The 13161-nt window shown below is 66.0% G+C and carries 13 protein-coding genes; 4 read left to right on the top strand and 9 right to left on the bottom strand.

Translation table 11 applies throughout. The annotated features are described in order from the left end of the window. The 6 genes from uvrC to DFO58_RS03590 all read right to left on the bottom strand — a co-directional run bounded on the left by uvrC (position 1) and on the right by DFO58_RS03590 (position 8016). Entirely contained in the window at positions 1-1938 is a 1938-nt protein-coding gene (gene uvrC / locus DFO58_RS03615; protein ID WP_047119351.1) for an excinuclease ABC subunit UvrC, read from the bottom strand. A gap of 3 nt (positions 1939-1941) precedes the next feature. Further along, positions 1942-2613 carry a lysophospholipid acyltransferase family protein gene (locus DFO58_RS03610; RefSeq protein ID WP_047119352.1) on the bottom strand — a complete coding sequence of 224 codons (672 nt, stop codon included), beginning with the start codon at positions 2611-2613 and terminating at the stop codon, positions 1942-1944. Continuing rightward, positions 2614-3315 (bottom strand): HAD hydrolase-like protein, encoded by a 702-nt coding sequence (locus tag DFO58_RS03605; protein ID WP_047119353.1) that lies wholly within the window; start codon positions 3313-3315, stop codon positions 2614-2616. Positions 3316-3425: 110 nt separating this feature from the next. Then, positions 3426-6296, bottom strand: coding sequence for an excinuclease ABC subunit UvrA (gene uvrA / locus DFO58_RS03600; RefSeq protein ID WP_047119354.1), 2871 nt, complete (start codon positions 6294-6296; stop codon positions 3426-3428). 122 nt (positions 6297-6418) lie between these two features. Then, on the bottom strand, positions 6419-7081 hold the full coding sequence (locus DFO58_RS03595; protein WP_183043092.1) for a phosphatase PAP2 family protein: 663 nt from the start codon (positions 7079-7081) through the stop codon (positions 6419-6421). 59 nt (positions 7082-7140) lie between these two features. Next, positions 7141-8016, bottom strand: coding sequence for a PQQ-binding-like beta-propeller repeat protein (locus DFO58_RS03590; protein WP_120989295.1), 876 nt, complete (start codon positions 8014-8016; stop codon positions 7141-7143). 207 nt (positions 8017-8223) lie between these two features. On the opposite strand from DFO58_RS03590, the gene DFO58_RS18100 reads away from it, so the two are divergent. From DFO58_RS18100 to DFO58_RS03575, 3 genes are all read left to right on the top strand, one after another. Next, positions 8224-8472: a hypothetical protein gene (locus DFO58_RS18100; protein ID WP_147407178.1), complete on the top strand. Its 249-nt coding sequence runs from the start codon at positions 8224-8226 to the stop codon at positions 8470-8472. Between the two features lie 429 nt (positions 8473-8901). Further along, on the top strand, positions 8902-9129 hold the full coding sequence (locus DFO58_RS03580; RefSeq protein WP_047119356.1) for a hypothetical protein: 228 nt from the start codon (positions 8902-8904) through the stop codon (positions 9127-9129). Next, the gene (locus tag DFO58_RS03575; protein WP_120989293.1) at positions 9126-10586 is read left to right on the top strand and encodes a DUF692 family multinuclear iron-containing protein; all 1461 of its coding nucleotides are present in this window, start codon (positions 9126-9128) and stop codon (positions 10584-10586) included. Before DFO58_RS03580 ends, DFO58_RS03575 begins: the two co-directional genes overlap by 4 nt. Positions 10587-10628: 42 nt before the next feature. Here the strand turns inward: DFO58_RS03575 and DFO58_RS03570 are convergent, their stop codons facing one another. Further along, on the bottom strand, positions 10629-11006 hold the full coding sequence (locus DFO58_RS03570; RefSeq protein WP_047119357.1) for a GntR family transcriptional regulator: 378 nt from the start codon (positions 11004-11006) through the stop codon (positions 10629-10631). A gap of 79 nt (positions 11007-11085) precedes the next feature. On the opposite strand from DFO58_RS03570, the gene DFO58_RS03565 reads away from it, so the two are divergent. Further along, positions 11086-11739: an MBL fold metallo-hydrolase gene (locus tag DFO58_RS03565; protein WP_047119358.1), complete on the top strand. Its 654-nt coding sequence runs from the start codon at positions 11086-11088 to the stop codon at positions 11737-11739. A gap of 24 nt (positions 11740-11763) precedes the next feature. Here DFO58_RS03565 and DFO58_RS03560 read toward each other — a convergent pair whose 3' ends face one another. Both DFO58_RS03560 and DFO58_RS03555 read right to left on the bottom strand, forming a co-directional pair. Then, positions 11764-12243: a GNAT family N-acetyltransferase gene (locus tag DFO58_RS03560; RefSeq protein ID WP_120989292.1), complete on the bottom strand. Its 480-nt coding sequence runs from the start codon at positions 12241-12243 to the stop codon at positions 11764-11766. A gap of 71 nt (positions 12244-12314) precedes the next feature. Then, positions 12315-13106, bottom strand: coding sequence for a trans-aconitate 2-methyltransferase (locus DFO58_RS03555; RefSeq protein ID WP_120989291.1), 792 nt, complete (start codon positions 13104-13106; stop codon positions 12315-12317). Positions 13107-13161 lie beyond the last annotated feature (55 nt).

Below are 13161 nucleotides of genomic sequence, written 5' to 3'. Positions count from 1 at the left end.
CTAGTCCAGAATTTCTCCGGTAGTCATGTTTACCGCGCCCGGTGACGCGCCTTGAAGCGAATCCTTGATGGTTTGCGCCAGCTTCGGGCCCACACCCGGCACTTCGAGCAGCTCCTCCACGCTGGCGGCGCGGATCTTCTTCATGGAGCCGAAATGCTTGCGCAGCGCTTCCTGCTTGGCCTTGCCCAGCCCCGGCACGGCATCCAGCTCGGATGCGAGCATCGACTTGCCGCGCTTGGCCCGGTGGAAGGTGATCGCGAAGCGGTGCGCCTCGTCGCGCAGCCGCTGCACCAGGTACAGGGCGGCGGAGGCACGCGGCAGGATCAGCGGGAACGGGTCATCCGGCAGCCACAGCTCTTCCAGGCGCTTGGCCAGGCCGACGACGGGGATGTCGTCGATGCCCAGGTCGTCCAGGGCCTTCTGGGCGGCGGCGACCTGGGGCGGGCCGCCGTCGACGATCACCAGCGAGGGCGGGTAGGCGAACTTCTTCACCTCGGCGGTGCCGGGCTCCACCTCGCCGCCGGCGAGCACCAGCGGGTCCACCTTTTCCTTCAGGTAGCGGCTGAAGCGGCGGTGGATCACGTCGTACATGCTGGCGGTATCGTCGCGCGCGGCTTCCCCGGTGATGGAGAACTTGCGGTATTCGCTCTTCTTGGGCAGTCCGTCCTCGAACACGACCATCGAGGCGACCACGTTGGTGCCCTGGGTGTGCGAGGCGTCGTAGCATTCGATGCGCAGCAGCGCCTGCTCGGCGCCCAGCGCGTCCTGCAGCTCCTGCATGGCCAGCGAGCGGGTGGTGATGTCGCCTGCGCGCTTGGACTTGTGCAGGCGCAGCGCCTGCTCGGCGTTTTCCACCACAGTGCCGGCCAGCGCGGCCTTGTCCCCGCGCTGGGCCACGCGCAGCGAGACCCGCGAGCCGCGCAGCTCGGAGAGCCACTGCGTGACGTCGTCCACGTCCTCGGGCAGCGTCGGCACCAGGATCTCGCGCGGGATGCGGTCGGCGTGGTCCGCGTAGACCTGGGTGAGCAGCTGCTCGACGAATTCCCCGTCGGTAGTGTCGGTGACCTTCTCCACGACCCAGCCGCGCTGGGAGCGGATGCGCCCGTCGCGCACGTGGAACACCTGCACCGCGGCTTCCAGCTCGTCCCCGTGGATGCCGAAGATGTCCGCGTCGGTGTTGTCCGCCAGCACCACCGCATTGCGCTCGAAGACCTTGTTCAGCGCCGCGATGTCGTCGCGGTAGCGGGCCGCCTGCTCGTATTCGAGCTGGGCTACGGCTTCCTGCATCTTGGCGGTCAGCGCCTTGGTGAAGCGGGTGGCCTCCCCGCCCATGAAGGTGCACAGGTCATCGGCCAGCGCCCGGTGGTCTTCCTCGCTGATGCGCCCTACGCAGGGCGCGGCGCACTTGTCGATGTATCCCAGCAGGCACGGGCGGCCCGAGGCCTGCGCGCGCTTGAACACCCCGGGGGCGCAGCTGCGCACCGGGAAGACGCGCAGCAGCGTGTCAAGGGTTTCGCGGATGGCCTTGGCCGGGTAGAACGGGCCGAAGTACTTCACGCCCTTGCGCTTGTCCCCGCGCATCACCAAGGCGCGCGGGAACTTCTCGTCCATGGTCACGGCCAGGTAGGGGTAGGACTTGTCGTCGCGGAAGACGATGTTGAAGCGCGGGTTGTACTCCTTGATCCAGGTGTACTCCAGCTGCAGCGCCTCCAGCTCCGAGCCCACCACGGTCCACTCGACGCTCGCGGCGGTGAACACCATGGTGCGGGTCTTGGGCGTGAGCCGCTCGGGCTTGGCGAAGTAGGACAGCAGCCGGCTGCGCAGGATCTTGGCCTTGCCCACGTAGATGACCCGGCCGTGCTCGTCGCGGAAGCGATACACGCCCGGCCTGGTGGGGATGTCCGAGGTTTTCGGACGGTAGCTGGCGGGATCGGCCATGGCTTACTTGGCGTCCGGGGGCAGCTGGTTGTAGGAGTCCACGCGGTCCTGGCCGGAAAGCTCGGCAATCGCGTCGACGATCCTATCGGTGGCCAGGCGGCGCTGCGGCAGCGGGTGCTTGCGTCCGAGCTTGTCGAAGTACAGCGGCTCGCCGTAGTGGATGTGGAACTTGGCCGGGCGGAAGCCCTTGGTGCCCGCGGGCTGCAGCTTCTCGGTGCCGATCAGCCCGACCGGGACCACCGGCACGCCGGTGGTCAGCGCCAGCCAACCCACCCCGGTGCGGCCGCGGTACAGCCTGCCGTCGCGCGAACGGGTGCCCTCCGGGTAGATGCCGATGCCGGAACCGCCCTCGATGATCTCCACCAGCGAATCCAGGGCCGCCACGGAGGCGGCCTGCTCGCCGCGCTGGACCGGGATGGATCCTACCGACTCGAAGAAGGACTTCATCAGCTTGCCCTTCACTCCGGGCGTGGTGAAGTATTCGGCCTTCGCGAAGAATGCGACATCGCGCGGCGTCAGCGCCTGGATGATCAGCGAGTCGAAGAAGGACAAGTGGTTGGAGGCGACGATGAAGCCGCCCTCCTTGGGCACGTTCTCCAGGCCGGTGACCTCGGCGCGGCAGATGCCGTGGATGATGCCGCGGATCGAGGATCGCGTCATGGTGTAGATGCTCATCTACCGTGCACCTTCCTGCATCAGTTCTTCAAAGTTCAATTCGGCCGCGCCGTCCCTGCCCAGCAGCAGCTGCGCCAGTTCGACCGCGGTGGAGACCCGGTAGTCGGCGGCGTCCAGCTCGTCGCCCTGGGCGAAGCCCCAGCGCACGCCGATGGACTTCACGCCGTTCGCGCGCGCGGCGTCCAGGTCGTAGTGCCGGTCCCCCACCACCACGCTACGCGACGGATCCAGATCCGCGTGCTTCAACGCGGCGGCCACGATGTGCGCCTTGCTCGATCCGTGGGATCCGCCTTCGCTGGTGTTCCCGTGCACCGCATCCAAGCTGCCGGCCAGGGACTGCGCCTCGATCAGCTCGCGGGCGATGGGCAGCGGCTTGGCGGTGGTGACCGCGGTGTGGATGCCGGCGGCGCGAAGCCCGTCCAGCAGCGTACGCATGCCCGGGTAGACCACCGACTGACGCATGCCGACCTCCGAGTATCGGGCCCGGTAGGCGGCGATCACCGAGTCGATATTCGCGTCGGTGACACCGTCCAGGGTGCGCAGCCCGATCTGCAGCGGCGGGCCGACCAACGCTTCGATTTTTTCCTCGCCGGGATCCGGAAGCCCATGGGCTACCAGGGCATGGCGGATTCCCGAGGTTATGGACCCTGCAGGGTCCACGAGGGTCCCGTCCAGATCAAAGAGCACGCTGGTTACCGACATATTCACTAGGACATCATCCCATGAAGCGGACGCGGGTAAATAATCCATAACTGAAATCGAATATACCCGCGCCCGTTCCCCCCGGGTTCGCCGCTCGCGGCGCCCCCGGGCTAGAGGATTTCGGCCAGGAACCGTCCGGTGTGCGATTCGGCGACCTTCGCGACCTTCTCCGGGGTGCCGGTGGCCATGATGGTGCCGCCGCCCGAACCGCCTTCCGGTCCCAGATCGATGACCCAGTCGGCGGACTTGATGACATCCAGGTTGTGCTCGATGGTCAGCACGGTGTTGCCCTTGTCCACCAGCCCCTGCAGCACCAGCAGCAGCTTGCGGATGTCCTCGAAGTGCAGGCCGGTGGTCGGCTCGTCCAGCACGTAGATGGAGCGGCCGTTGGAGCGTTTCTGCAGCTCCGCGGCAAGCTTCACGCGCTGCGCTTCGCCACCGGAGAGCGTGGTGGCCGGCTGGCCCAGGCGGACATAGCCCAGGCCCACGTCCACCAGGGTTTTCAGATGGCGGGCGATCGGGGTGAAGGCGCTGAAGAACTCGGCGCCCTCCGCAATCGGCATGTCCAGCACGTCCGCGATGTTCTTGCCCTTGTAGAGCACCTGCAGGGTTTCGCGGTTGTAGCGCGCCCCGTGGCAAACCTCGCAGGGCACGTAGACGTCCGGCAGGAAGTTCATCTCGATCTTCAGCGTGCCGTCGCCCGAGCAGGCCTCGCAGCGTCCGCCCTTGACGTTGAAGGAGAAGCGGCCCGGCTGGTAGCCGCGAAGCTTCGCCTCGTTGGTCTCCGCGAACAGCTTGCGGATGTTGTCGAACACGCCGGTGTAGGTGGCAGGGTTGGAGCGCGGGGTGCGGCCGATCGGCGACTGGTCCACGTGGACCACCTTGTCCAGGTGCTCCAAGCCCTGCACGCGGGTGTGCCGGCCGGGGACCTGCTTCGCGCCGTTGAGCTTGTTCGCCAGCACCTTGTAGAGGATGTCGTTGACCAGGGTCGACTTGCCCGAGCCGGACACGCCGGTCACCGCGGTCAGCACGCCCAGAGGGAACTCGACGCTGACGTTCTGCAGGTTGTTCTCGCTGGCGCCGACGACCTTGAGCTTGCGGTCCTTGTCCACCTTGCGGCGCTTGGACGGGATCTCGATCTGCTTGCGGCCCGAAAGGTAGTCGCCGGTCAGCGAACGGGTGTTCTCCTTCAGCCCCTCCACGGAGCCGGAGTGCACCACTTCGCCGCCGTGCTCGCCCGCGCCAGGGCCGATGTCAACGATCCAGTCCGCCTCGGCGATGGTGTCCTCGTCGTGCTCCACCACGATCAGGGTGTTGCCCAGCGAACGCAGGTGCAGCAGGGTCTCGATCAGCCGTCGGTTGTCGCGCTGGTGCAGGCCGATGGACGGCTCGTCGAGCACGTAGAGCACACCCACCAGGCCGGAGCCGATCTGGGTGGCCAGGCGGATGCGCTGGGCTTCGCCGCCGGACAGCGTGCCGGCCGCGCGTTCAAGGGTCAGGTATTCCAGGCCCACGTCCAGCAGGAACTTCATGCGGGCGCCGATTTCCTTGAGCACCTGCACCGCGATCTGCGCCTCGCGGTTGCTCAGTTCCAGGGTGGTCAGGAACTCGGCGGCGCTGCGCAGGTCCATGGCGGAGACCTCGGCGATGGACTTGCCGCCCACCAGCACCGACAGCGAGGCCGGGTTCAGCCGGGCGCCGCCGCAGGTCGGGCACGGGATCTGGCGCATGTACTGCTCGTAGCGGTCGCGTGCGTGGTCCGATTCGGTTTCCTGGTGCTTGCGGTGCACGTAGGAGATGACGCCCTCGAAGCCGGTCGAGTACTTGCGTTCGCGGCCGAAGCGGTTCTTGTACTGCACCACGACCTTGTGGTCCTTGCCGTTCAGGATGGCCTGGCGGGCTGCGGCGGGAAGGTCTTTCCAGCGGGTGTCCATGCTGAAGCCCAGGTCCTTGCCCAAGCCCTCGATCAGCCGGTTCCAGTACTCGGTGGTGGCCTTGCCCAGCGACCACGGGGCGATTGCGCCCTCACTGAGGGTCACCTCGTCGTCGGGGACGATCAGGTGCTCGTCCACCTCCAGCTTGGTGCCGATGCCGGAGCAGGCGGCGCAGGCGCCGAAGGGGTTGTTGAAGGAGAAGGTGCGCGGCTCGATCTCGTCGATGGCCAGCGGGTGCTCGTTCGGGCAGGCGAGGTTCTCGGAGAAAGAGCGGATGCGCTTCGGGTCGTCGTCCTCCAGGTCCACGAAGTCGGCCAGCACGCGGCCGTCGGCGATGCCCAGCGCGGTCTCGATGGAGTCGGTCAGCCGCTGGCGGACCTCCTCCTTCATGGCCAGGCGGTCGACAACCACCTCGATGGTGTGCTTGACCTGCTTGGCCAGCTTCGGCGGATCGGTCAGCTGGATGGTCTGCCCGTCCACGCGGGCGCGGGAGAAGCCCTTGGCTGACAGCTCCGCGAACAGGTCGACGAATTCGCCCTTGCGGGCGCGGACCACGGGAGCCAGGATCTGGAAGCGGGTTCGCTCGGGCAGCTCCATGAGCTGGTCCACGATCTGCTGCGGGGTCTGCTTGGAAATCGGCTCGCCGCATTCCGGGCAGTGCGGCCGGCCCACGCGCGCCCAGAGCAGACGCATGTAGTCGTAGACCTCGGTGATGGTGCCGACAGTGGAACGCGGGTTGCGGCTAGTGGACTTCTGGTCGATGGACACCGCCGGGGACAGGCCCTCGATGAAGTCCACGTCCGGCTTGTCGACCTGGCCCAGGAACATTCGCGCGTAGGCAGAGAGCGACTCGACATAACGTCGCTGGCCCTCGGCGAAGATGGTGTCGAACGCGAGGGAGGACTTGCCGGACCCGGACAGGCCGGTGAAGACAATCATCGCGTCGCGCGGCAGATCGATGTCCACGTTCTTCAGGTTGTGCTCGCGCGCGCCCTTCACGACCAGGCGCGTCAGATCAGTTTTCTTGCTCTCTGCAGTAATAGCCACGAAGCAATACTAATCGAAAATTGCTTCGAATGAGTGTGAACTCTGACGCAACTCACATGCAAATCGCCAAAGGCCGCACCGTCGACCGGCGAGCGCCGTGCGATCCCCCGCACCGGGCGGGCTCAGTGCCCGCCGGCCTGCTGGGCGATCCGCGCGGTTCCGGGCAGGCGACGGACAAGTCGCGGGAGGAAATTGAACACAACGAGGACCACCAGCATGCCCAGGCCAAGACCGAACAGCACGTCGTGCGGGTAGTGCGCGCCGACTCCCACCCGCGCCACAGCGATGAGCAGGGCCGTGGCGGCCAGGTACCAGCGCAGCCGCACGATGGCCAAGGCGCAGGCGGTCGCGAAGGCGGCGGCGAGCACCGAGTGGTTCGAAGGCCAGGACCAGTCCCCGTGCGGCGGGCAGGTTTCCGCAATGGCCACGTGAATGCTCTGGCAGGGCCGCGCCTCGGTCAGGATCAGCTTGAGCGTGCTGCTTGCGGCGTAGGCGAGGATCACTCCCAGGCCTCCCAGCACCAGCCTCGCGAACGCCGCCCGGTCCCTGAACCATGACCATACGGCCAGCCCGGCGGTGAACAAGACCAGCAGCAGCAACGCCGCGTCGGCGAAGAACACCGCCAGCAGGGTGAGTGCCGGGGAGGAACCGGCCGCCGCGGTGACCGCTGTGTACAGCTGTTCGCGGACTATAAATGCCGGCAGTGACAGCGCCATGAGGCCCAGGGCGATGAGCACTGGGATGGCAGGCCGCGTTGAGGCGACCCGAGCGGATTCTGTAGTCATGAGACGTGATTCTAGGCCTGGTTTCTGGGAGGGCATCCCAGCTGGCACAGGGTTTGCTCTCAGAAAAACGTCCCTCGGAGTTGGTCGCCCAGAGAACTATTCCTCGGGCATGCGGTACGCGACCATGCCCGTACGCTCCGGGAGCACCGCGATCCGCTGCTGGTCCTTGCCTGTGCGCTGGAACTCCGCATACAGCGGAAGGTCCTTCGTGGCCTTCTGCGTGTCACGGGTGCATGGTTGCCCGTCTGCGGCACCCCCAGGTAGGCCGTCTGCTCGTATCCGTCAATGCGCCTGACTTCCACCGAATCGCGGTCGCTGGTGCACAATACGGTGTCACCAAGGACGTGGGAGAGTTCGAGCTTTTCTCCGGTCGAGCTGTCCACGGCGGCGAATCCCGACGCCAGGGGGACGATCACGTATTTCTGGTCGCCGAGGATCCTGTTGTTGGCCTCGGCCAGTTCCACAGCTTTCTCGTATCCGGGCATGTCATACGCCCAGCGCTCCTTGCCGGTGGCCGCGTCGATGCCTGCAACGTCCCATTCGAGCCCAGTGAGCGCCCCGCGCTTGCCGGTGGACGGATGCACCGTGACCAACGCCTGGTGGAATCTGCAGGTGACAAAGGTGCTGCGCGTCTGGGCTTGGCGGGTCTCGACGATTCCGGAGCAGTCCTGATCCGCGCCGGGCACCGCCCACCGGCGTTTTCCGGTGGCTGGGTCGATCCCGACCATCATGGCGTCCTTGTTCCAATCCTGCACGTAGTCATCGCCTTCGGGGTGGTATTGGTAGTCCATCCGGGAACCATGGCCGACGAAGATCTGTTGCGGTTCCTCGAATGTAGTCCATTCCCACCCGTTGTCCGTGGAGTAGTACGAGTCGAAGACCTGTTCGTAGGGCACGCTCCACAGGATCTTGCCGTCCCGCGCGTAGCTGAGCATTTCCTCCCCGGGCCCGCGCTGCGACGACGACGAGAGGCCCTCGCCGACGAAGCGGTCGTCCGGATTCTCTTTCGGTGTGGGAAGGTCCTCCCGGTGAGCTGCTTCCAGCGGCCCTTCTCCATGTCGTAGCGCATGTTCACCGGTTCTCCGGATTTCCTGTCACCTTCGACGCACCAGGTCCCGTCGCATTCATCGGGTCGGTTAGCCATGAAGTCAACCTCAATACTCGCCGAGGTGTTCTTCCCGGTAGCGAGGTCAATGACCGCCAGCCGTTCGGATTTCCCCTTCACCGATTCAACAAACGCCGCCATCCGGAGTCCGTTGTGCTCGAACACCGGCAGCCTCATCCTCATGCCCCCGGGGTTGTGCCCCACCGATGCCTCGCGCTTCCAGCGCAACGAACCGTCCGCGAGCTCCCGGGCCACCAGCGTCAGCTGGCGCTGGCGTTCAACATAGGCGATGGCCAAACCAAGCTGCTCTTCGACCTGGATTTCCGAGACGACGTTCTCCTTGCTGCTCCAGGCGAGGGAGACCGGTTGCGCACTGCGGTCGACCGCCGGGGGCTCGGGCTGCGCAGGCGGTGCCGTGCAACCGGCCAGCAGGCCGACCAGCAGGTAGGCTGCGACGGCGGTGGGCAGTTTCAACCGGATTTCAGCAGTGTGGTTCATGGTGTGCTCCCGAATCTTCCGTTGGGTTGGTTCGCACAGCCTATGGGCTGCAGAAAATTCCGTGGAGGGTTTTCCACAGCCGGAAAACATTGGTGAGAGGTACCCAGTAATACGTGGGTAATGGACTGCCACGCATCATGAGTTCCAGGAGTGCCGCAGCAACTCCCGCGGATAGCGCTTTGCGCAGCCCGCCCACTTCGAAAACCAGGAGACTGCGATGGAACGACTGAACCGATCGGTATTGCTGGATGACAAAACCATCAGGGTGACGGTTCCCGCCACGGCGATGTACGACTTGGACCAGATGCAGAAAATCCAGCGCGAGGTGCTGGGACGGCTCGGCTGCCCCGCCTGCTGCTCGGGCTTCGACATCCGTTTCGATCTCGCCCGGAGGTTCATGGTCGATGAGGATCTTGTTGTCCGCCCGATGGACGAGCTGGCTTGATTCCGCTCACCGCTCTGCCCGAGCTCGGCGTCGGAGTGATCTACTGGCCTGCCCTCGACGGGGTGCTCTCCCGGACGGACAACGGCGTGGACGTGCTCGAACTGGAACCGCAGGCCTTCTGGTTCCAGCCCGGGCCCGACACGCATGGGTACATGCTGGATGAAGCGGTGTTCAGCCACCTCGCCGAGGCTCCGCAGACCTGCCTGGCCCACGGTGTCGGCTTCCCCGTCGGAGGAACCTGCCCACCGGACCCTGACCAGGTTGATGCATTCGTGCGCAGCATTATCCGATTGGGCGCCCCGTGGGCCAGCGAGCACCTGAGTTTCAATCGGCTGCGGCAAGCCGGCGGCGAGATCGACATGGGTTTCCTGCTTCCTCCGATCCAGTCCCCCGAGTCGGTGGCTTGCGCGGTGGACAACATCCGCTTCCTGAAGCGCCACCTGCCGGTGCCGCTCGCCGTCGAAACCGGGGTCAACTATCTCAAGCCCTTGCCCGGCGAAATGCCGGACGGCGAGTTCTTCCGCTCCGTCGCCGATCAGGCCGATTGCGGGATCCTCCTGGACCTGCACAATCTCTGGGCCAACGAACGCAATGGCCGCCAGCCCATCTGCGAGGTGGTCAACCAGCTGCCGCTGGAGCGGGTCATCGAAATGCACCTGGCAGGCGGACAGGAATACGGCGGGTACTGGGTCGACGCGCATAGCGGGCTCGTCGACCCGGAACTGATGGACATTGCCCGGCAGGTGGTGCCCCGGCTGCCGAATCTGAAGGCCATCACCTTCGAGATCATGCCCCAGTTTCTGCTGGCCTACGGCATCACCGATGATGCGCTGATCGACCAGTTCGCGCAATTGCGGAAACTGTGGCAGCTGCGCGGCACGGCGGTTTCCGAGGCACCGGTTCCGGGTCCGCGCCGAGCGGGAGCCCGTCCGGGCCCGGTGCTGCCTGCGCCCGGCCAATGGGAGGAAGCGCTGGCTTCGGTCCTGCTGCCGCACCAACACACCGCTCCGGGTTTCGCCGAATCACTGGCCGGGGATGACGGCGCCGGGGTCATCCGCAAGTTGATTTCCGCCGCCAGGGCCGGAAAGGTCGCCGACGCACTGCCCCTGACCACGCGCCTGCTGCTGCTCACGCTCGGCGCCGCCCGCGTGGATCAGGTGCTGGATGACTTCTGGGCATGCACCCCGTCGGAGCAGATGGCTTCGAATGAGGCGCGCAAATTCATCGAATGGGCGCTGTCCGGTTCGCTCGGGTCCGAGGTACCGCATCTTGCCCAGGTCTCGGCATTCGAGCTGGCCGCCAACCAGGCGATCATGACCGGCCGCGAGCAACTGGTCGACTTCACCATGGACCCCGTCGAGCTGCTCGGCGCGCTGCGTGCGGGACGGATGCCGTCGAAGCTTCCCGCAGGCAGATATTCGTTGACGGTGACTCCACCCGCAGCGCCATCCGCCTGAAGGGACCGGGCCGAGAATTCCGCGGCACTTCGCGGGTGCGGATTATTTGGGCAGCGAGCTGAAGGCGGCGCGCAGGTACTTCACCGCGGTCTCCTCGTCCACGTTCCACATCTGCGAGATCCGCGCCAGGTCGGCGGCGGCGTCGCTGACTTCCTGGTCCCCGCGGTCCTCCGCGGCCTGGACTACCGTCCCGTGCCTGCCGCGGGTGGCGACCGCACCCTGCAGCTCCAGCTCCTTGTAGACCTTGGCGACAGTGTTCACTGCAAGGCCCAGCGATCCGGCGAGCGCGCGCACCGAGGGAAGCTTGGTTCCCGGGGCGAGCCTGCCATCGGAGATGGCCGTCAGAATCTGCTCGCGCACCTGCTGATATGGAGCTACCGTTGATTTCTGGTCGAGGCTGACAAAATCCAGGTCGGTCATGCAACGCTCCGTTTCATAGATTGGATGTCGTATTCCGAGCCTATCGTGTACGCACCTGGTTTCCCCGTAGTCTGGGGACATGAATGAACTTCTTCTGGACGATGTAAGCATCCGCTGGATCTCCGTATCCGAGATGAGCAACAACGTGTACCTGATCACCGAGAGGGCCAGCGGCAAGCAGCTGCTGGTTGATGCGGCCGATGATTTCCCCGCCATTGAAGAGTTGATCTCCGCCGCGTCCGAGGACGGACCGGACACCGAGATCGTTGCCATCGCGACAACCCACCAGCATTGGGACCATGTGCGCGCGCTGGCCGCGGCGGTCGAGAAGTACCCGGTCACCACCTATGCGGGGGCCGACGACAGGCAGGGCATCGCCGACGAGTCGGGTGTGAAGATCAGCCATCCGCTCTCCCATGGAGAGAAGATCCAGCTGGGCGACGTGGTCATCGAGGCGATCCACCTGCGCGGCCACACCCCGGGATCCATCGCCTACGCGCTGGTGGATTCCTCGGGCCAGCCGGTGATCCTCAGCGGCGACAGCCTGTTCCCGGGCGGGGTGGGCAACACCTGGAAGGATCCGCAGCGCTTCAGCTCGCTGATCGCCGACGTCACCGAACGCATCTTCGACCGCTTCCCCGACGAGACCAAGGTCCTCCCCGGCCATGGCGGTACCACGGATCTGGGCACCGAGCGTCCGCACCTGGATGAATGGCGCGAACGCGGCTGGTAGGAACCCTGAGGCGGCTGCCGCAGGTTATCCGGCTGGCGGCAGCTCCTGGTAGTACAGCAGCATGCGCCACTCGCTGCCCGGCTCGCGATTGGCGAAGCCGTGGCGCTCATAAAAGCGCCGCGTTCCGGTGTCGTCCTCGTCCACGTTGATATGCAGCTCCAGGCTGCCGCGCCGCTTCAGTTCCTGGAGCAGGCAGCTGACCAGGGCTGACCCGATGCCCCGGCCGCGTAGGGCGGGTTGCACGTAGAGTTCGTCGAGCACCGCCAGCGGCCCGTCGAAATAGATGGTGGGCCGCAGGGTGAGCAGCGCGTGCCCCACGAGGCCGTGCCCATTTTGGGCGGCGACGGCGAAACACTGCGCGCTGGCCAGCATGGACTCCAGACGCCGCGCGAGCACCTCAACCGGCGGACACGGCGAATCGAACTCTCGATTGAAGTCGGCTTGCAGCCGGGCCAGATTCAGGCTGTGCTCCGGTGCCGCAAGAAAGGCATCGTACGCGTCCATGCACACAGTATGCTCCGCTTGGCCCGGTCGCGCCAGAGCCGGTGGCCTGCCGGGTGGCAGGACGCGCGTCGTCAGCCGAGCTTGCGGCCGATCATGAAGATGCGGCGGAACGGGAAGTTCGTGACTTTCGTTCCGTCAGGTCCGGCGAACGAGGGATAGTGTGCCGAGATCTGCACCCGGTAGTCATCCTCGAAGCGCTGGTAGTCCTCGGCGCTCAGCGCGGCCTTGATCGGCAGCAGCGCGGTGCCCCGCACCCAGTCGAGGATCGGGTCCTCGGCGATCATCACCTGCTGGTAGGTGGTCTCCCAGACGTTCGCCTGGAACCCAGCCTGCAGCAAGATGCGCTGGTACTCGTCAGGTTCCCCCACCACGTCGTCGTGGCGCAGCACCCCGGCCAGCTTGTCCGCCCAGGCGGCGCTGTCGGCGACCTGGCGCATCACCGCATGGGACGGGGAGCCGAAGTTCCCCGGCACCTGGATGGCCACATAGGCTCCGGGTTTCAGCTCATCGAGCCACACCCTGAGCAGCTCGCAGTGCCCGGGCAGCCACTGCAGCATGGCGTTGGAGAACAACAGGTCAGTGTCCGGGTCCGGATGCCAGTGCATGGCGTCGGCCAGCGCGAATCCCAGATTCGGCTCGTGCTCGCTGCCAGAGGCGCGCTGGATCATTTCCGGCGAGGAGTCCAGGCCCGTGACCTGCGCCTGCGGCCAGCGCTGGGCCAGCAGCCGGGTCATGTTTCCCGGCCCGCAGCCCAGGTCGACAACCTTCGCTGGGTCCAGCTCGCCCAGCTGGCCGAGCAGGTCCTTGTAGGGGCGGCCGCGGTAGTCGGCGAATTCGGTGTACTTTGTCGGGTCCCACTTCATATTCCAGAGCATATTCGCGCGGCGCGTCATCGCCTAGCCCGTGGTCACAGTTCGC

Source organism: Arthrobacter sp. AG1021, from assembly GCF_003633665.1.
Lineage (GTDB): Bacteria > Actinomycetota > Actinomycetes > Actinomycetales > Micrococcaceae > Glutamicibacter > Glutamicibacter soli.
This window is presented reverse-complemented; position numbering and strand designations above follow the sequence as displayed.